A 21,961-nucleotide genomic window follows, 5' to 3' on the forward strand; every position below is an offset into this window, starting at 1 on the left:
AGGATCGATACGATTGCCGCTTTTTTACTATTTCTAGCGCAACCAGAGGGAACAGGATGAAAAAGATTCTTATCGTGGAAGACGAGCGAAATTTTGCCCGTTTTATGGAATTGGAATTGATGCACCAAGGCTATGCCGTTACCGTCGTCGGAAGCGGTCAGGAAGGTCTGGAAACCGCGACCCGCGATGCCTGGGACGCCATTCTCCTTGATGCGATGCTGCCGGGACTGCACGGCTTCGAGGTGTGCCGCGGCATTCGCCGTGCCGGCTTCGCGACGCCCGTCATTATGCTGACGGCCCGCGACAGTATCATGGATCGCGTATCGGGGCTGGACAGCGGAGCGGACGATTATCTGCCGAAACCGTTCGCGATCGAGGAATTGCTGGCGCGGATTCGGGCGGTAATCCGGCGGAGCAAGCGGGGGAGCGGCGCAGCGCAAGCGGCGTTGGCGTACCGCGATCTTCGGATTGATCCGGTTGCCGGGACTGTAAGCAAGGCCGGAATGGTTCTGGAGCTGACCAAGCGTGAATACGAGCTGCTGCTGGTACTTATGAACCATAGGGACCGGGTATTAAGCCGGGATATGCTGCTTGATCTTGTCTGGGGGCACGACTGCGAAGTCGAGACGAACGTGGTCGATGTATACGTCCGCTATTTGCGCAACAAAATCGACGACCCGGCGCAGCGGAGCTATATTCAAACCGTCCGCGGCATCGGCTACGTCATCCGGTCATGAAAAAGCTGCGAATGCGCTTCACCCGGCTGCCGATCAAATGGCAGATGACCCTATGGTCGGCTTTCATGCTGTTCGTCTTGTTTACAGTCTATAACGCCGTTCAATATATAGGCATCAACCAATGGATGAGCAGCCGCGAAGTGGAGTCGGTGCGCAAAACGATGGGCGAGCTGCAAAGTTATTTCACGGAAAAAAGCGATATACTGGATGCCGCCCAAATCGTCAGGAGCAGGCATTTTATCCAGAGCATCAATCAAAAAAATCAATTGATCCGAATTTTGGACGTCGAGGGAGCGCCGGTGCTGACGGTGCTTACGGCGCTGCCGGAGGATTGGGTGGCGCCGCGTCCGGTCACGAAGACCGAGCTTGAAAGCGTGTGGCATCAAGAGGATCATCTGCTCGTTCTGCGCGCCCCGATCGTATCGGAGAAATTCCGCGGCACGATTGAAATCGTCAGCAATCTGGAGACGTTCGACGAGCTGAAAGGGGTCGTCACGCTGGTCATGATTCTGGGCGGCGTCGGGGCGGTGCTGCTGAGCGGCCTGGGCGGCTTGCTTCTGGCCGGGCGGCTGCTGAGACCGGTCCAAAGCATAACGGAAACGATGAGAAGAATCCAGCGGAACGGACTGCAGGAGCGGGTGCCTTTTTACGACAATAAGGATGAGATTTCGGCGCTGGCCCATGTGTTCAACGAGATGATGGATCAATTGGAAACATCGTTCCGCAAGCAAAAGCAATTCGTAGAAGACGCTTCGCACGAGCTGCGGACCCCGATTGCGATCATTTCCGGACATTTGTCGATGTTGAACCGTTGGGGCAAGCGCGATCCGGCTCTCGTAGACGAATCGCTCCGCGCTTCGCTTGAGGAGCTGGAGCGTCTGAAGGGGCTCGTGCAGGAGCTGCTGGAGCTTACCCGTGCGGAAAATGCCAGTCCGGACGGTGCCATCGAGCTGTTCGATCTGGGAGAAACCATCGCTCAAATCGTGAAGAACGTCTCCGTCGTTCATCCCGAATTCGAGATTACGACGGATGTGGATGCGCTGAAAGGCGTCCAAATCCGGCTGGTTCCCAATCACATCAAACAAATCTTGTTGATTTTGTTGGATAATGCGGTGAAATATTCGACCGAAAGAAACAAAATCCACGTTTCAGCCGTCATGGTAGAAGATACTCTGCTTCGCATCGTCATCCGCGATTACGGAATGGGCATTCCGAAAGACGAAGTGGAGCATGTATTCGACCGGTTTTACCGGGTGGACAAAGCCCGCAGCCGCAAACGCGGCGGCAGCGGCCTGGGACTTTCGATCGCCAAGCGGCTCGTCGAGAAATATCATGGGGACATACGTTTGGAAAGCGAAGAAAACCAGGGAACAACGGTGACGGTACAATTGCCGTTCAGCCGTTAACGGAACGGATAACGGGAAGAGGAGAGATCGCGTATGTTATTGAAATGGGACTATGACTTATTCGAAATGATCAACGGGTTGGCTGTCGATCATACGACGCTTAACGTGTGGATGCGCTTTTTCGCGGAATATGCGGAATATTTCTTTTATTTGGGCATCCTCGTGTATTGGTTTACCCGAACACAAGAGAATCGCCGGATGGTGGCGAAAGCGCTCTGTTCCGCTGCTTTGGCGATGGGGATCGGCTCGCTGATCGGTATGTTGTTTTACCGGAACCGGCCGTTCGTCAGCCACGAGGTTCATCAGTTGATCGAGCATGCGGCCAATGCGTCGTTTCCAAGCAGCCATGCCATCGGCGCTTTCGTCATCGCCACCTCGATCTGGCTGTACCGCCGTAAGGACGGGTCCGTCTGGCTTGCGCTGGCCGCATTGATCGCTTTGTCCCGGATCTGGACAGGCGTCCATTATCCGATAGACGTAACCGTCGGAGCACTGCTTGGCATCGGCTCCGCCGTAGCCGTAAACAAGCTGTTCACCCAATGGACGCTCGCCCGGCGCTGGTTGGCCGCAGGCTTGGCTTTTTTTGAAAAAATCGAGCGCAAGCTCGGCTATAAATCGTAGAAGAGCTTTTGGAGCAGTTGCCTGCATTGCGGCAGCTGTCTTTTTTTGCGGAAAATCTCCTTACCGTCGGTGTTTGCTTGCTACGGCCGTTTATCGTAGGCCACTATACCTCACCATGCAGCGGCGGGAGGCATACACTATGATGGATGAATGAGGCAGATTTGGGCTCAGAGGAACCGGATAGCGGGAGCAGAAGGTTCGTCAAAGGCGTTGCAGAGGGAGATGGGGGAAGCTTGGTGCCAGCCGTTCTCCGGCCGAAGGAAGAAAGGTGGATGAAATGAGGAAGAGCAAACCGAATTACAGCAGCTACATCGTGAGCAAATGGGCCAAAACCCGGGTGGTGATTCCGAACCGGAAGCTGGCCAAATACATTCCCGAGACGCGCAAGCTGAACCGCGATAGCTTGCAGAATATGCTGAACCGGTACGGCATGGTTTATGTCAAGCCGAACAGCGGCACGTACGGCATCGGCGTGATGCGGGTGGAGCGGCTGGCGCGTGAAGGGAGGGCGTCTTACCGCTGTCATATCGGAAAGAAAATTCAAACCTTTACCCAATACGATGACTTATACAGGCATATCGCGGGATTGACCCGAAAACGGATGTACTTGGTGCAAAAAGGCATCCATCTGCTCAAATATAAGAAGCGGCGCTTCGATCTTCGCGTCATGGTGCAGAAGACTCCGACCGGGAGCTGGCAGACGACAGGACTGATCGGGCGCGTCGCTGCGCCGGGCAAGGTTGTGACCAATGTGCATAACGGAGGAAAGCTCAAACCCGTAGAGGTTTTGCTGCGGGGGCATGCCGGGAGCGCCAAAAAGTCAAGATTAACCTCAAAGCTGCGCACGCTCGGTACTTCCGTTGCGCGACAGCTTCGTACGAAGTATAGAGGGCTCAAGGAAATCGGGCTGGACGTCGCACTGGACGCGAAGCTGCATCCGTGGATTTTGGAGATTAACACGGCTCCCGACCCTTATATATTCCGAAAGCTGAAAGATAAGCGCATCTTCGCGAGAATTTACCGGTACGCCAAAGCATACGGACGGCTCTGAGCAGCCGTCCGTTCTTTATGAAGGAGGGGCCTTGCGCAGCTCCCGAATCGGTGTTATCCCGCTTCGCCATCCTTGGATGCGGCTCGGTCGGTTTTGGGCAGCGCGATCATGAACGAGGTGCCGATGCCGGGCGTGCTGTCCGCTCCGATCGTGCCCGCATGGGCTTCGACGAGCTGCTTGACGATGGACAGGCCAAGCCCGGTCTCGCTGTTGCTCTTGGACCGGGACGGATCGGCCTTGTAGAACCGCTCCCAGATGAGGGACAGCTCTTCCTTGGACATGCCGCGGCCGGTATCCGCGATCACGATCACGGTATGCGTTTCCGTTTCGGAGCCGGTCAGGCGAATCGTGCCGTATGCGGTAAATTGAATGCTGTTTTTGACCAAATTGATGAGAATTTGCATAAGCCGGTCGTAGTCGGCATACACCTGCAGGTCCGGCTCGCATTCGATAAGAATGTGAAGGCGCTTCTCTTCAATCAAGACTTCGAGCGACTCGTGAACGATTTCGAACAGCTCTTTGAGCGGCGTCCGTTTTTTGTTCAGCGTGATGAGGCCGCTTTCGATTTTTTCCATGTCGAGCAGCCCGTTGATGAGCCGGATCAGGCGGAACGTTTCCTTCTCGATGATGCCGTAATAGTTGGCTCGCTCCTCCGGCGAGGGGACGAGATCGTTCTTCAGCCCTTCGATGATGCCGCGGATCGAAGTAAGCGGCGTGCGCAGCTCGTGCGTCACGTCCATAATAAAATGGCGGCGCCGCGTCTCAAACTGCTGCAGCTTATGCAGGGCGAGCTCGAGCTGCCGGGCCATGGAGTTGAAGTCGCCCGCGAGCTCGCCTAGCTCGTCCGACCGGCGAACGGTGGATCGGGCGGCGTAATCTCCCGCGGCAATTTGGCGGGTCGTCCGGCGCAGCGACAGGATGCTGGCGCTCATGCTCCGGGAGAATAGCCAACTGACGGCGACGGCCAGTACGAAAATAACGACGATCATATAGATCAGCGCTTGGTTAAGCGCCTCCATCGTCTCTTGAATGCCGTGAAGCGGGGAGAAGACGAAGAGGTGAAGCTCGGTTTTTTGCGGTTTCAGCTTCGTTTGCCTGTAAACGACGACCCACGGTTCCTCGGTTCCGCGTTCGACGATAAAGCTTTCGTTGTCCTTGGTATCGGATATGTGCGACCGCAGCTCGTCCAAGAACGCCTTGCCCCGCAGCGCGCCGGGCATCTTCGGATCGCGGTAGGCGATTTCGCCGGCTTGGTCTAACAGGATGAACGACGTCCGACGCTCGGCCAGCAGGGTGCGATACGCTTGCAGCGCGCTGGTCGGGTCATCTCCGTCTTTTGCGAGCAGGCGGACGATCCCCTTGGAGACGCCGGCCAGCTCTTCCGTCTCGTTGTCGAACGTTCGCTGCTTCATGTAATAAGTAAACCCGGCCGCCAGCAGGACGAGAATAAGCATGGATAGAAGGAGATGGGACAGAAACTGCCGCTGGAAAAAAGTAAACCGGAAGCGCGGCCGCAGATGGCTCAGCTTCATCGTCATTCCTCCAGCTTGTAGCCTACGCCCCAGACAGTCACGATCAGCGGATGCTCCGGCGAAGACACTTTATTGCGCAGCCGCTTGATATGGACATCGACCGTGCGCTCTTCTCCCAAATAATCGTAGCCCCATACGCTTTCCAGCAGCTGTTCGCGGGTAAAGACGCGTTTGGGATACCGGACGAACAGCGAGAGCAGATCGAACTCCTTCGGAGTTAAGTTGCTGATCGTATTCCCGCCGACGGTGGCGGTCCTAGAGGACAGGTTGACGACAATCGTCTTGTGCTTGAGCAGCTCATGCGGATCGGCGGCCCCTTCTGCCTCAGCCCCGCCGCCTCGATGGTACCGGCGAAGCACGGCTTTCATGCGGGCGATCAGCTCCATCGGGCTGAACGGCTTGCTCACGTAATCGTCGGCTCCGAGCTCAAGCCCCATAATCCGGTCCTGCTCCTGGTCCCGTGCCGTAAGCAGGATGACCGGCGTTTCCCCTTTACGGCGTATATCTTTGCACAGGGCCAGCCCGTCCTTGCCGGGAAGCATCCAGTCCAGGATGACGAAATCCCACGTATACCGGTCAAGCTGTTCCTGAGCGCTAAGCCCGTCATGAACGAAGGTCGTATCATACTGTTCTTTTTGAAAAAACAAGTGCAGCATCTCGCAAACGGACGTATCGTCCTCCGCGACCAGCAGTTTCATTGCGGCACCTCCATCGAAGTCGGAATGGTTCGCTTAAGTCTGTTATCTCCAGCATAGAGGGTTCCAAGCGGGATAGCAAGTCAAGCGAGAGGCGTTTAGTGCGGGCTGTCGGGAGGGTTTCTGATCCACATTCGTCACCGCCTCTCTCTCCGTATTCTATTCGCTGGAGTCGGCTCCAAGTCAACACCTGGATATCGGTGAAGCCGGATATTGAACCGGGGAGCGTAAACATGCTGGTTGAGTTTGCGAGGCCAGGCTGCGGGAGGCTTTCAAAAAAGAACAGGGATCGGCTACCACAACTGTGGTTAGCGATCCCTTTCACGTAGCTTCCGGTCACGGTACATCGACAGCACACGATGTACCGAAAAGTCGCTGAATCTCCGGAATGTTCACTTTGAATTCGGTTCTTTTCGGATGCGTGATCGAGCACATATAGCGGCCGACGCGGAACGATACGGTACTATATTGGGCGAAGTTCGTGTAGCTGGTGACGATGCAGTCTTGTCTGATGTCCATATGATTGATTTCATATACGGGGAGCGGGGTCATGAGTCCGGTCTTTAAAATCTTCGACAAGGATTCCTTGGAGGTCCACAGCATCGTAAGCGCGGCCTCGTATTCGAGTGTGGTGTCTGCAATCATTTGCTTCTCGGGCGCTGTAATCTGCGATTCGATGGCACTGACGTTGGCGCCGTCGATTTTCTCCAAGTCGATACCTAATGGGTGGGCCTCCGGGAACGCAATAGCAGCCGCGATATGATCGCAATGCGTAATGGTGATCTGAAGAGGATCGGTTTGCGGAAGCATGATGACCGGCTGTTGGAACACCCCCTGCTGCACCCATATTTGTTGAAGCTGGGGTTCCGCCATACGAGCGTATGCGGAGATCGCCTGCTTCGCGCAGTAGCGGCCGAGCACAAAGCTGTGCTTCCTTTTATATTGAAGCTTCCGGAAGTAAGCCAGCTCTTGCTCATGCAGGATGCTCAATGCTTCCGTATCTTCATATGGGTATGTACGGCTGCCAAGGCACAGCTGCGCCTTGAAGCGGTTGTCAGGCCTTACTAATGCCAGTTCCTCCAAGTACAATAAGGTGTCCAACGATACCTCTCCCCTCGTCTTCGTTCGTCGATGAACGTCGTTATGTATTTAATCGTTTCTCATAATTGTGAAGCTGTCAATAGGTGAAAATGTTTACTTTTTATTGAAGTGAACTCCGGTATACAGGGTTGACATACAAAGAGAGAGCATGAGATAATGAACGCGCGTACATTATTTTGAAGGAGGTGGCTGCTATCGTAACCCGAAAGGAAGTTGCAGAGCTGGCGGGAGTATCCGAAGCGACGGTTTCCCGCGTATTCAACGACGTCGGTCCGATGAAGGAGCAGACCCGGCAGCGGGTGCTTCAGGCCGCCAAAACATTAAATTATCATCCGAACGCGATTGCCCAAAGCTTCGCCCGCCGCAGAAGCGGCAACTTGGGCGTCGTGCTGCCTTATGTGCCGAAAGTGCACATTTTCTCGACTTACTATTTCTCCGAAGTGCTTAGCGGAATCGGGGAACAGGTGAAGGCTTCAGGCTACGATATGCTGCTGAAATTTCGCGTTCCCGGAGAGGAAAGCGATTACAGCAGTATTTTTCGTTCACAGAAGGTGGATGCCTGCGTGATTCTCGGAGCGACCGATACGCCCTCGGAGCGGGCCGAGCTGAAAAAATTGGAAGACGGCGGATTCCCGTTTTGCCTGATCAACCAGCATATGAGCGGAGAGCGGTTTAATGAAGTAGATGCGGATCATGAGGGAGGAAGCTACCGCGCGGTGAGGCATCTGCTCGACTTGGGATACCGGGACATTGCATTTTTGAGCGGTTCACCCGAGTTTTCCAACAGCGGCGACCGGCTGCGGGGGTACATGCAGGCCATGCGCGAAGCGGGGCTGCTATCGGCGGATGCCAAGGCTCCGGGCGACCTGCCCGCGCATCTGTACTATGAAGGCAATTACAGCCGAACAAGCGGAATGAAAGCGGCATCGGCCATGCATCCGAACCTGAAGCGGATCGAGGCGGTGTTCGCCTCGAACGACCGGATGGCGATCGGCTTGATGCAAGGGCTCCGCGAGTACGGGCACGTTCCCGGCCGGGATTATGCGATTGTCGGCTATGACGATTCGGAGGCTGCCCGCGTAACCGTTCCTCCCCTAACGAGCGTTGCCGTACCGTTTTACGAGATGGGCCGGCTGGCGGCGGAACGGTTGCTGAGACGCGTCGGCGGGGGAAATGAGACGGGCGGCGCATCGGAGAGCTTCAGACTGAAGCTGGATACGAAGCTTGTCGTGCGGCAATCGTGCCGCATCCTGCGGTAACACTGTCGCGGCGTCCGATTCGATAAGGGATGTCGAAGGGTAATAAGCCACAGGTCCAAGGAGGGAGGAGCCGAAGATGAAACAAGTCCGCGTAGGGATGATCGGGTACAAGTTTATGGGCAAGGCGCACAGCCATGCTTACCGGGATGTACCGATGTTTTTTCCGAAGGTGCCGAAACCTGTGATGAAGACGATCTGCGGGCGCAATGCCGAAGCCGTAGCGCAAGCTGCGGAGCAGTTCGGATGGGAAAGCTGTACGACCGATTGGCGGGAGCTCCTGCAGCGCGAGGATATCGATCTGATCGATATTAATGCGCCGAGCCATGTGCATAAGGAGATCGTACTGGCCGCCGCCGCTGCGGGCAAGCACGTGTTCTGCGAGAAGCCGCTCGCTTTGACGTTAGCCGAATCCCGTGAAATGCTCAGAGCCGTGGAAGCGGCCGGCGTCAAGCATATGGTCGGCTTCAATTACCGCTTCGTTCCAGCAGTTCGGCTGGCGAAGAAGCTGATCGACGAAGGCCGTCTGGGGCAAATTTATCACTTCCGCGCCTGGTTTATGCAGGACTGGCTTATCGACCCGGAGTTCCCGCTCGTGTGGCGGCTGCGGAAGGAAGTGGCCGGCTCCGGCGCTCACGGCGATTTGGGGGCGCATCTGATCGACCTGGCGCATTACCTGATCGGAGATATGACGGAAGTCGTCGGAATGAACGAAACGTTCGTCAAGGAAAGGCCGTTCACGGAATCGGCGTCAGGTGCCGCGGCGGACGGACAACAAGCTCGCGGCCCCGTCACCGTCGACGACGCAACCTTGTTCCTTGCCCGATTCGCGGGAGGGGCGCTGGGCAGCTTCGAGGCGACGAGGACCGCAGGGGGCTGCCGCTGCAGAAATGCATTTGAAATCAACGGAAGCCAAGGCAGCGTTAAATTCGACTTCGAGCGGATGAATGAACTGCAGGTCTTTTTTGCCGATGATCCGGACGACGTGCAGGGCTTTCGGCGCGTGCTGGCAACGGACCCGTCTCATGCGTATGCGGAAGCGTGGTGGCCTCCCGGCCATACGTTCGGCTACGAGCACACCTTAATTCACGAGATGGTCGAGCTGCTGCAGGCGATTGGAGAGGATCGGCAGCCGGTCCCGAACTTCAGGGACGGCGTCAAGAGTCAGCAGGTGCTGGAAGCGGTCGATCTGTCGATCGCGAAGCGCCGCTGGGTTTCTATCCAGGAAGTGTAGAAAGGGGACATCGAGGGATGAAAAAAGCATTGATCGTCCGGGGCGGCTGGTCGGGGCATCAGCCCGAGGAAATCGCCTGCCTGTTCCGGGACCTGTTGATTGACGCGGAATTCGAAGTGGAAATGTCGGATACCCTTGAGACGTTTGCCGATGGGGGAAAGCTGAAGACGATGGATCTGATCGTGCCGGTATGGACAATGGGGGAAGCTGATCCGTCGCTCATCCGGAACGTCTCGGCTGCCGTTCAGAACGGCACCGGTCTCGCAGGCTGTCATGGCGGGATGTGCGACGCGTTCCGCACGGACGTCGAATGGCATTTTATGACAGGCGGACAATGGGTTGCCCATCCGGGAAATAACGAGGTGGATTACGAAGTCAAGCTTATCCCGAGCTCCAATCCGCTGCTGGACGGTATCGGCGATTTCCGCGTACGGAGCGAGCAGTATTATATGCACGTCGATCCTGCGGTCAACGTACTGGCGATCACGCGCTTCCCGGTCGCGATGGGACCCCATTCGCCGAATGGCGCCGTCGATATGCCTGTCATCTGGACAAAATGGTGGGGGGCAGGGAGAATATTCTATTGCTCGCTTGGTCATCTGAAGGACATTCTGGAAATACCGCAAGTGAACGAAATCATGCGGCGCGGCTTGCTGTGGGCTTCGGACGGGCGGACGGAAGCGGCCCGGAGGAGTTGACCTATGAATAAATTGAAAGCGGGTATCGTCGGCTGCGGCAAAATCAGCGGCATCTATTTACAAAATTTAACCGCGAATCCGGAGCTTGAATTGGTGGCTTGCGCCGATTTGAATGTCGCTCGGGCCCGGGCAAGCGCCGAGGCATATGGCGTCCCGAAATCTTGCACGCCTGCCGAGCTGCTGGCCGATCCGGCTATCGATATCGTGATTAATTTGACGATTCCCGTCGCGCATGCCGAAGTATGCCTGCAGGCGCTGGAGGCAGGGAAGCACGTCTACGTCGAGAAGCCGCTCGCCGTAACCCGGGAGGAAGGGCGGGCCATTCTGGGCAAGGCGGCAGAGAAAGGGCGGCTCGTCGGCAGCGCCTCGGATACGTTTCTCGGCGGCGGTATTCAGACCTGCGTCAAGCTGATCGATGACGGCTGGATCGGCGTGCCGGTAGCCGCCTCCGCGTTTATGATCGGTCGGGGCCATGAGCACTGGCACCCCGATCCCGAATTTTACTATGCGAAGGGCGGTGGCCCGATGTTTGATATGGGGCCTTATTATTTAACCGCCCTCGTGGCGATGCTCGGACCGATTCGACGGGTTACGGGCTCGGCAGGCATCTCCTATCCGCAGCGCACAATAACCAGCCAGCCCAAATTTGGCCGAACGATTAACGTGGAGACGCCGACCCATATTGCGGGCGTAATCGACTTCCGCAGCGGTGCGATCGGAACGATCATCACCTCGTTCGACGCGTTCGGGGGAACGGAACTGCCGCGGATCGAGATTTACGGAAGCGAGGGGACGCTTAGCGTACCCGACCCGAACACCTTCGGGGGTCCGGTACGGATCCGACGGCATGACGCCAAGGAATTCAGCGAAATACCGCTTACGCATGGCTATACGGATAACTGTCGCGGCCTTGGCGTACTGGATATGGCCGCAGCGATTCGACAAGAGCGGACCAACCGCGCAAACGGAGAGCTGGCTTATCACGTGCTGGAGGCCATGCATGGCTTCCATGATGCTTCTACGCATGGAAAGCACTATGTAATGGACAGCAGCTGTGAACGTCCGGCGCCATTGAAAGCCGGGCTGGTCGGCGGTATTTTCGAATCATTGCAATGACATGACGGAAAGCGCACAGGGACCGGTTCCCCGCGCGCTTTTTTGGCGTTGCTTTAAGCCAAATGCTCTTTGAGCGTCGCGACCATCTGGTTCTGCGCATCCGCTTCGCTGTGCTTCCAAATAATTTCGAACAATACTCCAAGGCCCGGCAGCACACGTTCTTCCGCATCCATCGAATCCGCAATCACTTCAAAGAGCTCTTCGTTGCTTTTGTCATGCATGCGCTGAATGATCGCTTGCCGCAAATTCAGGTTCATGGCAGTTCCTCGCTTTGTTGTCTTTTCCACTTGGTTGATGCGATTTCGCTTTTATTAATATGCTCTGCTTGGATAAGATTCATGCTTCGACACGAACTTTGGTGAACTACTGCGCTTCTTGATATAATAAAGAAATGATAAGGGGGATGAGCACGGATGAAAAAACAATTCGCCGTCATCGGCATGGGGCGCTTCGGCTCCAGCGTAGCCAAAACGTTATCGAATCTCGGCTTTGAAGTGCTGGCGATCGACAGCAGCGAGCAGCGGGCCCAGGAAGTGTCGAATATTGTGACCCACGTCGTTCAAGCCGATTCCACCGATGAAGAAGCGCTGCGCGCGCTCGGATTGCGCAATTTCGACGTCGTCATCGTCGCAATCGGACAAGATATCCAGGCAAGTATTCTCACGACAATCATTGTCAAAGAAATCGGCGTGCCGAAGGTTGTCGTCAAGGCTCAGAACGAACTTCACGGCAAGGTGCTCTGCAAGGTCGGGGCGGATAAGGTGATTTATCCGGAGCGCGATATGGGTGTTCGGGTAGCCCATCATTTGATTTCATCCAACATTATCGATTATATCGAGCTTTCGGAAGATTACAGCATCGTCGAGGTTCAAGCGTCCGGGCAAATGGTCGACCGCAATCTGAGAGAGCTCGATATTCGCGCCAAATATGGGTGCAACGTGATGGCGATCCGAACCGGGGACAAAATGAACATCGCCCCGCACGCCGAAGATATTATAAAACATAACGATATTCTTATCATCGTAGGGACGAACGAGGATTTGAAAAATTTCGAAAAGACGTTTGCGGAATAGAGGGCCAAAGAAATCGTATGAACGATAAAAAAAAGACAGTTTCCAGTGAATCGGCTATCCTAAGCTCCGTTCAAAATCCGCGGGTAAAGCAGTGGACCGAGCTGCTCAGCCGTAAAGGGAGGGACAAGCAGGGGCGCTTCCTGATCGAAGGCGTCCACCTTGTGCAGGAGGCGCTCTTGTCCGGCGATCTGGTGCCGGAGGTATTGGTTTACGCCGCCGATAAGAAGCAAGCGATTGCCGGGCTGCTGGAGGAGGCGGCGGCTAAAGGAGCGGAATGCGTGCCGGTAACGGAAGCCGTGCTGGCCAAATGCACGGACACCGAGACGCCGCAGCCTGTGTTCGCAGTCGTGCCGAAGCTGCCGTGGCGCGGAAGCGATCTGCTCGCGGCCAGTGAGCCGAACGGGCTGGTCGTCGTCATCGACGGTATCCAGGACCCCGGCAATCTGGGCACGATCATCCGCAGCGCGGATGCGGTCGGGGCCTCGGGCGTACTGCTTGGCAAAGGGACCGTCGATCTTTATAACCCGAAGACGGTGCGCTCGACGATGGGATCGCTTTTTCATCTGCCGATTGTCCAAGGCGACTTGACCGAATGGCTGCCGCGGGCGGCCGAGTCCGGCGTGCAGGTTGTCGCTACAAGCCTGCAAGGGGCGGTTAGCTGCTACGAGCACGATTTTCGCAAATCTACGTGGTTTGTCATCGGCAACGAAGGGCAAGGCGTCTCCGAGGAAGTTCGGCAGCTCGCCCGGCATCAGGTGCTTATCCCGATGAAGGGAAGCGCCGAATCGCTGAACGCGGCGATGGCCGCTACCGTCGTTCTGTTCGAGGCGATGCGGCAGCGGGGGCTGTGAGACAACTAATGTATCAAGTTGTGAGTCGCGGGCAGAGGAAACGGTCGGGGCCGCGATGGCAGCAAGCTGGCACCGGAATAGGAAATTTCCGGTGCCAGCTTGCTGGTGTTCTTAATGTGATGAAGAGCCAATGAGTTGCTCGGCAATGCTTTTGGAAAGAGGCAACGTATTATCAGAAGGCATCGCATTGATATTAAGGGTTTGTACATAATCCCCGCCGCGAGTTCCACCTGTGAACGTTGCGAATCCTGGAACGTTGCCGCCATGCCCCCAAATCGTAATACCATTCGTCAGCTTTATTCCAGCGATCCCCAAGCCGTATTCACCTGCTGGAGATTCAACCCCAGTTAACATCTGATCTAAAGTAGCTGGTTTTAATAGCTTGCCACTAAGTATAGCATGGAAGAATGTATTCATATCATCCGCTGTGGAAATCATAGATCCCGCAGCATCTGCCCAAGAGGGATTCATTTCGGTTCTGTCTATGAATTGACCGTCGAGTACGAAGTATCCTCGTGCATGTTCACCTGGAATAAACGAGTAGTCGTCGGGTACATAAGTGCTCGTTAGCTTAAGGGGAGCTATGAAACGTTTCCTAATATGTTCCCCGTATGTTTCTCCAGTAGCCTTCTTAATAATCATCCCTGCCAGTACCGTATTCGTATTGGAATAAACCCATTTCTCTCCAGGCTTAGAGATTGCCTTCATGTTCAGTCCAGTACGAACTAATTCGTCAGCAGTAAAGGAATGTAACGGGTTTGGGAGAAATTTATCGAGAAAATCCTTGTGGTCTGAATAGTCAGGAATACCGCTTGTTTGGTTTAATAGTTGCCGAATCGTGATATGATCCCCTTCATATTCAGTACCCTTAACAACATCAGGCAGCCATTTTTCTATCGTGTCATCCAGGTTCAGTTTTTGTTCATCAACAAGCTGAAGAACGACCATTGCAGTAAACGTCTTTGTTAGACTACCGATCCGGAAAGTAAAGTTCGTCTTAACCGGGTCAGTACCGTAAATGCTTGCTTCACCGGAAGCATATGCCCATTTTGATCCTTTGTTTGAGGAAGCTACAATTATGCCCGGTATATTTTGATGGTTAGCAGCTTCATCGATAAGTTGCTTGGCTTTGGTCTGCGAATTTTGACTGCAAGTAGTAACGAGGGGATCCGTCTGATTTGCAAAACCAGTTCCTGATAATGGCAGTAATAGAGTCGCGGTAATCATTGTCGATACAGTGAGCATAGAAATTTTGTTCATTTCGTTTCTCCTTTTGATTAAAGAATCGTATTATTCATTCATTTGTGATGGAGTGACCTTTTTGATATAGAAAAAGATGTCAAATGTCTTGCCGAATGCAGCGTCTACAAACAAAGGTATTTGAGGTCCCAATGTTGTTACTCCGGCAAGTAGAGGACGGGTTTCATCTAACCAAGTTTTCACCGAACCGCTTGCTTTGCGCAAGTCTACAAAAAATTGATCATGTTTGACTTGTCCGACGGTATAGTTAATGCTTTTGGGGTCATCGACTTTAACCGTTCCGTAAGGACCGAATTTGCCGCTTTCATTAACAACGTTATATGACCCTGAATGGGTTGAGGTTCCGATGGATACGTATTTGTCGCCGTAATGTTTAGCCAAATGTTGACCTGACATCTCCGGATATACGAATGGAAGAATATTGCTTTTGGCTATATGTCCGTTATGACCCCATACAATGGTTTTCCCCCATTGCTCTTGTGTCCACTTCGCATTTTCATACATTGCAATATCATGTCTTAAGAAGAACTCCGGCTGTTGTTCAGCTGCAAACATATGAATAAATTGCTCGATAATACGGGCGCTATGCAATGCCCATGCGTAATCTTCTTTTTGCTTGCCGGTATTAGCTTTATTTTTTTCTAGCAGATCAATAATAGACCGGGCATTGGAAAGATGCTTTTCTTTCTCATCTTTGGGCAGTTCCGCAAAACTTTGCTCATCTTTTGTTGCGGGAATAAGCTCTTTCATTTTGCCATTTAATTGAGAAATCAAATTCGGATGATATTGTTGGATATAGTCCGAAATTTTGTTAAACACATGTTCATCTAATTTTTGTTGATCCATCCCGATTACACGTACTTTGTTGACATGTTTGGGATTGGCATTGTAGTCACGAATCCATTCCAACATCTGTGTCTCTTCTTTATTGTTAAACACGGGGCTGAGATTTTTGCTTGGATGCCCTTCACCTGTAAGAACATAGTGATCAAGCATCAATCCGTTCCCCCAGTTCTCTTCTAAGACAAGGTTTGTAAACCCTAATTCCGTAACCATATACTGTACGATACGGTGTTTCATTGTGAAGATTTCATGCATGCCATGAGAAGCTTCGCCTAAACCAACAATAGAAGCGGATCCTATCATCTCTTTAAGTGGTTGTAAATCTTCCAAAGAAGCACGAGGCTCAGTTGTTGTTAATTTGATTGCATTCTTCTCCAGCCACTGTAATGGAGTCTGGTTGTCCTTCATGTCAGTTTCAAGTTTAGATGCAGGCGTATTGCCCGAACTGGATGGTGTTGATGGGATTTCTTCTGTGGAACAACCGGCCAAACTTATACTACATATTGTAGTAAGCGCCAGCCTCGTTAATAATTTCTTGTTCATTTTTTTCCTCCCCAGGGTTATTGTTTGACATTCGTTGCGAAGCGATTTGTCTCCCCGAGTATTGCAAAGTAATTGTCATACTGCCAAGATGCATTATGTCACCATGATGCGTATTTACTGTCATATGACGGCTTATCGCTTAATGCTTTCTGGGACCGAAGTGAGCAATTCGGCTTCACGAACAGAAGCTTATTCCTTGGATGAAGCGTTACAAGCGGCGGCAGAGGAGGCGGCGAGATCGGTCATTTTGTCGGATACCGGCGATAACCGGCGGCAGGCGCTAGCATGGATTTGACCCTCGTTCTGAAGCGGCTGCTAGAGTTGGGTTGGCGGGAGACGTTTGTTGCCGTCATCGTTGATGCGGCAGCGTGGGAGATGTGTTCGAAGCAGGTGAAGGCGGGCGTGTCGGACTCGGTCTCAGACGGTTCTATCCGACATTTGCTTGCGGTGATTCGCAGCTAGCCGTCCCGCAGAGGTCGTCATGCTGGGAACCGTTCGCGGCAAGGCATGCGCTGTCGTCCGGAGCAGTGGGCTTACCTTATATTTAATTACGAAAGAAATGACCGATCTGATTGAATGAATTCGGGTCTATAATAACAATCCAGACAATGATCAAAAAGTGCGTATCATAGGCATGTGAAAACGATTAGCGAAAATGTCTATGAATCGATCATAGAGTATGTGCAACTGCATAAACCGGAACTTGTGCCACTTTTGAATCGATAAGTTTAAAGACCTTATCCCCGAACGAAGGATGCGTACATTTACATGAATCTTTCGGAAGAAATGAAAAACAAATATCATGAAGACACCGAAGAAATTCGTAGGTTGCTCGAACAGAATACAATTGAACGGGGAATCCCCAGAATTCACCTGGATCGAACAGCATGCTGCGTTTTTACCAAAATGATGGGATACTTACCGGAGAAACCTAAAGACTTTTACAATCAGTATGATATTGCGATGTACGAAAATGCCAGATGGACGGAGGAGAAATTTGGGGAGTCGATCGTCTGGGCGCACAACGGCCACACCGCGAAAACAAATCTGCTCCCGCAAGTATATGACGAGATCGCGGGACAACATCTGGCAAAGCATTACGGCCCTAAATACGTATCGATCGGAACTTCAGTCACTACAGGCCAATATCAAGCGGAAGACGAAACGACAAAACGATCGTTCCGTTTCCAGTTAATGCGAACCACCCGGAAAGCTTTAACTACGCATTCGGCCAAGTCGAGTTCCCGCAATATGCCATCGATCTTCACACGTCAACATAGCCTTGGAACAAGCGTTCGATATTGTCGTCCATATTCAGAATGTGACGGCATCGCAGATGAACTAATGAGGATCAACCTGTCATGAGAACGTCTATCAGCTAATCGGACCATTCGTGCTTCGTATTCTCAAGTTGGACTTGAATCCATTTCGTTGACTGAATCCAAATAACTTATCATTTGACAATCCAGGACTACATTTGTAATATGTTATTTTGGATTACGCAAGTAGTTCATTTATCCAGAGAGGAGTCAACGATCCATTGAAGCATGCCGATTAAACAGCCGTTTTTTGTTTTCGGGATAATCCTCTCTTTGGAAAGTATCACATGACATTTTTACACTGGCGCAAATGACACAGGAAGCTGTACGATGCGGGTATTACTGGAGAGGAGCGATGAACCTATGAAGAACATTGTGACAGGTTTCATCCAAAATGGTTATTTTTTATTATTGACTTTTGCTACAGGTCTGTTTTACTTTTGCTTCTATCTGGTTGCTCTATCGTTTAGTTTAAGCCTTTCTTTTACAGTCATTGGCATTCCTTTAGTCACTCATGTTTTACGAACAACTGCAACGTTTATTCAATTTGAGCGAACGCAAACAAAAATTTATACCGATGTTACGATTGCCCCATACGACAAGAAAGCGACAACGGAAGGATCGGTGTGGACTCAAGCCAAATCCGAGCTGAAGGATCGTCGCAATTGGGTCGCCGTCTATTGGTTGATGCAGAAATTAGTGATTGGGCTTATCAGCCTCGTCAGTGCCGCAGCGCTCTATGTAGCTCCTTTTATGTTACTCCTGACTCCACTGCTGTATCGTTACATTGATATGAATGTTATTATTATGCGTGTAGATACTTTGGCAAAATCGCTCATTGTGATGGCGGTCGGAGCCGCATTTGCTTTGATCAGCTTCAAGCTAGCCGATCGCTTGGTGAAATCAATCGGAGGTTATACTCGCATCATGATTCGACAGTTAAGATGATAGCTATGAAAAATATCAGACGTTGGATACAGGGGTTGAAACGAATTGTTGGACATCGTTAAACGGTGGATATGGTATGACTGGATTATGTTGGCGACCCGCTTTATAAACAGCACTACGCTCATCATCACGATGATCAGTGTTCAGGAAGGTTTGACACTACCGCTTTGGATCGTTGTTTTCTGGGGAATCGCTGCCTTCTCCATTCCTTGGCTTTGCTTGCAGCTCAGTTATAAATACTACCTGTTCACGGAAATGCTGATCTATGGCGGACTGTGCATCTATTTAACTTCATTGTTCCCTGTTGCTTTCGTCTCATTTCTTGTCTCTGCGTTTCTCATCGCGGCGAATAGCGCCCACCGATCTTATCGTTGGACGGCTCCGGCCACGATCCTTATTTTCCCCGCCTTGTTCTATACGGTAGCGCAAAGCAACGATTACTGGATTACGATCAGTTATTATGGGCTTGCTTATGTGATGGGCTTCGCCTTTCATTTATTGATCGTCAATCATCGGCAAAATGAAACGATTCGTAAGCAAAACGCGGTGCTCGAGCAATATATGTCCCAGATCGAGCGCATTACGCTGACGGAAGAACGAAATAGGCTGTCGCGGGAGCTCCACGATACGGTTGGGCATGCGTATACTTCCATCATCATGGGAATGGAGACATTGCGTGCCGAGCTTGTTACCGAAACAGGCATACAAAGACTAGATTCCTTGCTTGAACTGGGCCGCAAAAGCATCGAGGAAGTGAGGGGCTATTTGCATCAAATGGGATCAGCAGAGGATTCGCTGATTCAGTCACTGCAGCTGCTTGGAGATGAATTTCAGGAGCATGCCCAGGTCAATGTCATTTTCCGAGTGTTGGGAGAGGAGTATATGTTGTCACGGCAAGCGAAAATGGCCTTGACTCGCTGTATGCAAGAGTCGCTTACAAATGCCGTTCGTCACGGCGAGGCGACGGAAATGACCGTTTCACTACAATTCGAACAGCAATTTACGAGGCTTGAGGTGCAGGACAACGGGCGAGGGATGGAAGAGTGGCGCGAGGGGTTCGGCATTAACGCGATGAAGGAACGAGCGATGAATTTGCAGGGCCAAGTATCCGTTTTTACGAAACCGGGGGACGGGACACGGGTCACTTGTACTTTGCCCCGACAAGCGGAGACGTTGGAAGAGGAGATACGCTTGCTGATTGTCGATGACCAACCGTTTATTCGAGAAAGTTTGCGGACGCTGCTGGACAAATTCCCGGATTTGGTCATAGCCGGCTTGGCTGAGGACGGCGAGCAAGCTGTCGACTTGTGCGGACGTCTTCAGCCTCACGTGGTGCTCATGGATTTGGACATGCCGCGCAAGGGTGGAGCGGAAGCGACCACGATCATCAAGGAGCAGTGGCCTCATATCCGGGTATTGATTTTCACCACGTTTCAGGATAGCGAGCAAGCGCGGGATTTACTGCGCAACGGCGCGGACGGTTTCCTGCTGAAAACGACGGAGCCGCTTGAGTTAGCCAATAAGATACGGATTATTCACCGTGGAGACACGTTGATCGAACAGGGAATGTCCCGCAAAATATTTGAAAAGCTCGATGAGAGCAGCGCATTACCGCGATCGAATACGGCCGATACCTATGATTTGACACCCAGAGAAATCGAAATATTGCAGCTTGTCGCCAAAGGTTACCGGTACAAGACGATAGCGTCCAAATTGTATTTGTCAGTCGGCACGGTCAGAAACTACGCCAGCTCAGTTAATACTAAGCTTGGCGTCAGCAACAAGGAAGAAGCTGTTATGAAAGCTTTGGAACTTGGAATCATCGAATAAACCCGGATGATAACTGCCACTGCCGAACCTGATTCCTATGTCGGGAAGCAAGCAATAAATCATAGGAGAATGCAAATGACCATTCACTTACGTAAAAGGCCTTGCCGCTTGCCCATGCTTGGTCTGGCAGCCGCATTGCTGCTGCAGCTAACCGGCTGTACGGCGCTCGGGTTTGGAGATGCCGAATCTAAGCCAATAAGCAAGAACGAGGAATTTAAGAAAGAACATTGATTTAATTGCTCCGTTGCAAAGTATTGAGAAAGTACAAGAGTTGGCATTTCGGCGACAAATAAAAGGAAGATGGGATGGTTCCAGCAATATTTATTCGGCCTCGCTTCTGTCGTCTGTACCAAATTTTCGAGGCGAGGCTAGGGGATTTATACGAGCGGCATATACAATTGGCTTCGTTTATATTTTGAAGAACGCAGTAAAAGAAAAGAGGATTATAATCAAGAACGTCTGGAAGACGACGATCTCGTGGAGTTGGCAAATGCTCACTTTCATCTCTTTGGAATGGACGAAACGGCCAATTTTCTTTTGAATTGGAAACCTCGTAATGTAATGTATCGAATCACGGGTCCATTTATTAAACGACTTGTTGATGCTGGAGAATTAGAATTAGCTCAGAGTGTATTAAAAGTAGCCTCGCGGGAACCATTTCTAGTGATTGCAACTACAAACTAACTATTAAAAGTGGGTTGTGTTCCTCATGCAGACTGTTTAGAAGAATTAATTATACTTACATCAACTCGTGTTCGTATACCGAGACCTGAATATTCGTTTAGGAGAGCAGATCGATACAAAGACCCGGTTTGTTTCCCTGTAGGGGAACAAGAATGTACAGTTATATCGATCTGTACGCGGCGAACGTTATTAATATTTGCAATTTCTTGTTCTTTAATTCCGGACAAGGAATTGCATTTTCTCTTCGCTCTTACTCCACTGTTTCTAAGGCATAAGACGGCGCCGAGCATATGAACACCGCTCCACTTCCCTTGGTTTATGCTGCCGTTCTCCCCTAACACCTAAGCCTGCCCAAATGGAAGTCGTGATCAAAATGACTAATCTTATAAAAATATAAGGTTTGTCCAATCGGATATTATAAACAGTCTCACATTGATGTTAAAAAAACAGCCTAAAATGGGCTGTTTATGTCTCAAATGATCATATAACTCACAATCAAGCTCTGGCACAGATTTGGAGTTTGTCAGTGTAAACCTGGTGAGGGGAACTCCTTTAAACATTTTTTTGTAAAGAGTTTTCCTTTTATCAGGTTTGCTCAAACAATGTTACAGAATCACTGTAACAAGAAGAAATGACTCATTTAAGCAATGGGGTATGAATCGTATCCTTTTTAGGATCATTGTGAAGTGCAAAGAAATCATCATTATGGTCGAAACGTCAAAAGCAACAGAACGATGTCTAATATGTAAAAGGAAAAAAATGTTTGTTGCTTATTATCGATTAACATGTTACATTATTATTCCGGCCGTTGAGAGGCGGTCGTGAGTCAAGCAAATAACGGATGATCTGCTTCGATTGATTCGTACTTTCGAGACGGATTGGAAGAAAAAATGCTATTGACTTTCAAGTGGTTAACATGATATATTATTTCTCGCTGCTTCGGCAGCAACGTTGAGTAAGACAACCTTGCTCTTTGAAAACTGAACAACGAGTAACGTGCGAATCTCATATTGAGATTCAAATAAGCTAGTAAACGAATTGAGCTTTAAATCAAAGATCTTCTTTAATGGAGAGTTTGATCCTGGCTCAGGACGAACGCTGGCGGCGTGCCTAATACATGCAAGTCGAGCGGACCCTTCGGGGTTAGCGGCGGACGGGTGAGT

Annotated in this window: 21 protein-coding genes and 1 rRNA gene; 16 read left to right on the top strand and 6 right to left on the bottom strand. The window is 51.5% G+C overall.

Annotation, left to right across the window (positions count from 1 at the left end):
- Positions 1–56 precede the first annotated feature (56 nt).
- From QJ48_RS12650 to QJ48_RS12665, 4 genes are all read left to right on the top strand, one after another.
- Positions 57–737: a response regulator transcription factor gene (locus QJ48_RS12650; RefSeq protein WP_054973938.1), complete on the top strand. Its 681-nt coding sequence runs from the start codon at positions 57–59 to the stop codon at positions 735–737.
- Positions 734–2,143 (top strand): HAMP domain-containing histidine kinase, encoded by a 1,410-nt coding sequence (locus tag QJ48_RS12655; RefSeq protein WP_054973939.1) that lies wholly within the window; start codon positions 734–736, stop codon positions 2,141–2,143. The genes QJ48_RS12650 and QJ48_RS12655 overlap by 4 nt, the downstream gene beginning before the upstream one ends.
- A 33-nt stretch (positions 2,144–2,176) precedes the next feature.
- The gene (locus QJ48_RS12660; protein WP_054973940.1) at positions 2,177–2,764 is read left to right on the top strand and encodes an undecaprenyl-diphosphatase; all 588 of its coding nucleotides are present in this window, start codon (positions 2,177–2,179) and stop codon (positions 2,762–2,764) included.
- Positions 2,765–3,041: 277 nt separating this feature from the next.
- The gene (locus QJ48_RS12665) at positions 3,042–3,815 is read left to right on the top strand and encodes a YheC/YheD family protein (RefSeq protein ID WP_054973941.1); all 774 of its coding nucleotides are present in this window, start codon (positions 3,042–3,044) and stop codon (positions 3,813–3,815) included.
- A 53-nt stretch (positions 3,816–3,868) separates the two neighbouring features.
- Here the strand turns inward: QJ48_RS12665 and QJ48_RS12670 are convergent, their stop codons facing one another.
- The 3 genes from QJ48_RS12670 to QJ48_RS12680 form a co-directional block, all read right to left on the bottom strand.
- Positions 3,869–5,347: a HAMP domain-containing sensor histidine kinase gene (locus QJ48_RS12670; RefSeq protein WP_054973942.1), complete on the bottom strand. Its 1,479-nt coding sequence runs from the start codon at positions 5,345–5,347 to the stop codon at positions 3,869–3,871.
- A gap of 2 nt (positions 5,348–5,349) precedes the next feature.
- Positions 5,350–6,045 (bottom strand): response regulator transcription factor, encoded by a 696-nt coding sequence (locus QJ48_RS12675; protein WP_054973943.1) that lies wholly within the window; start codon positions 6,043–6,045, stop codon positions 5,350–5,352.
- 333 nt (positions 6,046–6,378) lie between these two features.
- Positions 6,379–7,143, bottom strand: coding sequence for a 4'-phosphopantetheinyl transferase superfamily protein (locus QJ48_RS12680; protein ID WP_054973944.1), 765 nt, complete (start codon positions 7,141–7,143; stop codon positions 6,379–6,381).
- 185 nt (positions 7,144–7,328) lie between these two features.
- Here QJ48_RS12680 and QJ48_RS12685 point away from each other — a divergent pair, with 185 nt between their 5' ends.
- The 4 genes from QJ48_RS12685 (at position 7,329) to QJ48_RS12700 (ending at position 11,447) form a co-directional block, all read left to right on the top strand.
- Complete coding sequence (locus QJ48_RS12685) at positions 7,329–8,402, top strand: LacI family DNA-binding transcriptional regulator (protein ID WP_193394433.1); 1,074 nt, start codon at positions 7,329–7,331, stop codon at positions 8,400–8,402.
- 76 nt (positions 8,403–8,478) lie between these two features.
- Positions 8,479–9,633: a Gfo/Idh/MocA family protein gene (locus QJ48_RS12690; protein WP_054973945.1), complete on the top strand. Its 1,155-nt coding sequence runs from the start codon at positions 8,479–8,481 to the stop codon at positions 9,631–9,633.
- A 17-nt stretch (positions 9,634–9,650) separates the two neighbouring features.
- Positions 9,651–10,331 carry a ThuA domain-containing protein gene (locus QJ48_RS12695; protein ID WP_054973946.1) on the top strand — a complete coding sequence of 227 codons (681 nt, stop codon included), beginning with the start codon at positions 9,651–9,653 and terminating at the stop codon, positions 10,329–10,331.
- A gap of 3 nt (positions 10,332–10,334) precedes the next feature.
- On the top strand, positions 10,335–11,447 hold the full coding sequence (locus QJ48_RS12700) for a Gfo/Idh/MocA family protein (protein WP_054973947.1): 1,113 nt from the start codon (positions 10,335–10,337) through the stop codon (positions 11,445–11,447).
- 53 nt (positions 11,448–11,500) lie between these two features.
- Here the strand turns inward: QJ48_RS12700 and sspI are convergent, their stop codons facing one another.
- Positions 11,501–11,704 (bottom strand): small acid-soluble spore protein SspI, encoded by a 204-nt coding sequence (gene sspI, locus QJ48_RS12705; protein ID WP_025847231.1) that lies wholly within the window; start codon positions 11,702–11,704, stop codon positions 11,501–11,503.
- Positions 11,705–11,860: 156 nt separating this feature from the next.
- Here sspI and QJ48_RS12710 point away from each other — a divergent pair, with 156 nt between their 5' ends.
- Positions 11,861–12,520: a TrkA family potassium uptake protein gene (locus tag QJ48_RS12710; protein ID WP_054973948.1), complete on the top strand. Its 660-nt coding sequence runs from the start codon at positions 11,861–11,863 to the stop codon at positions 12,518–12,520.
- Positions 12,521–12,537: 17 nt separating this feature from the next.
- Entirely contained in the window at positions 12,538–13,371 is an 834-nt protein-coding gene (locus tag QJ48_RS12715) for an RNA methyltransferase (RefSeq protein ID WP_054973949.1), read from the top strand.
- Positions 13,372–13,482: 111 nt separating this feature from the next.
- Here the strand turns inward: QJ48_RS12715 and QJ48_RS12720 are convergent, their stop codons facing one another.
- Positions 13,483–14,631 (bottom strand): serine hydrolase, encoded by a 1,149-nt coding sequence (locus QJ48_RS12720; RefSeq protein ID WP_054973950.1) that lies wholly within the window; start codon positions 14,629–14,631, stop codon positions 13,483–13,485.
- Between the two features lie 30 nt (positions 14,632–14,661).
- Entirely contained in the window at positions 14,662–16,017 is a 1,356-nt protein-coding gene (locus QJ48_RS12725) for an erythromycin esterase family protein (protein ID WP_054973951.1), read from the bottom strand.
- Between the two features lie 285 nt (positions 16,018–16,302).
- Here QJ48_RS12725 and QJ48_RS36855 point away from each other — a divergent pair, with 285 nt between their 5' ends.
- The 6 genes from QJ48_RS36855 to QJ48_RS12750 all read left to right on the top strand — a co-directional run.
- Positions 16,303–16,479, top strand: a complete 177-nt coding sequence (locus QJ48_RS36855; RefSeq protein WP_157261614.1) for a hypothetical protein — start codon at positions 16,303–16,305, stop codon at positions 16,477–16,479.
- Between the two features lie 306 nt (positions 16,480–16,785).
- Positions 16,786–17,382, top strand: coding sequence for an erythromycin esterase family protein (locus QJ48_RS38680; RefSeq protein WP_237762887.1), 597 nt, complete (start codon positions 16,786–16,788; stop codon positions 17,380–17,382).
- 326 nt (positions 17,383–17,708) lie between these two features.
- Positions 17,709–18,284, top strand: a complete 576-nt coding sequence (locus QJ48_RS12740) for a sensor domain-containing protein (RefSeq protein WP_054973957.1) — start codon at positions 17,709–17,711, stop codon at positions 18,282–18,284.
- A 45-nt stretch (positions 18,285–18,329) separates the two neighbouring features.
- Entirely contained in the window at positions 18,330–20,114 is a 1,785-nt protein-coding gene (locus QJ48_RS12745; RefSeq protein WP_054973953.1) for a hybrid sensor histidine kinase/response regulator transcription factor, read from the top strand.
- A 75-nt stretch (positions 20,115–20,189) separates the two neighbouring features.
- The gene (locus tag QJ48_RS36860; RefSeq protein ID WP_157261615.1) at positions 20,190–20,345 is read left to right on the top strand and encodes a hypothetical protein; all 156 of its coding nucleotides are present in this window, start codon (positions 20,190–20,192) and stop codon (positions 20,343–20,345) included.
- 1,516 nt (positions 20,346–21,861) lie between these two features.
- A 16S ribosomal RNA gene (locus QJ48_RS12750) occupies positions 21,862–21,961 on the top strand; the annotation flags it as partial.

This window comes from Paenibacillus sp. A3 (genome assembly GCF_001399685.1).
Classification (GTDB): Bacteria; Bacillota; Bacilli; order Paenibacillales; family NBRC-103111; genus Paenibacillus_G.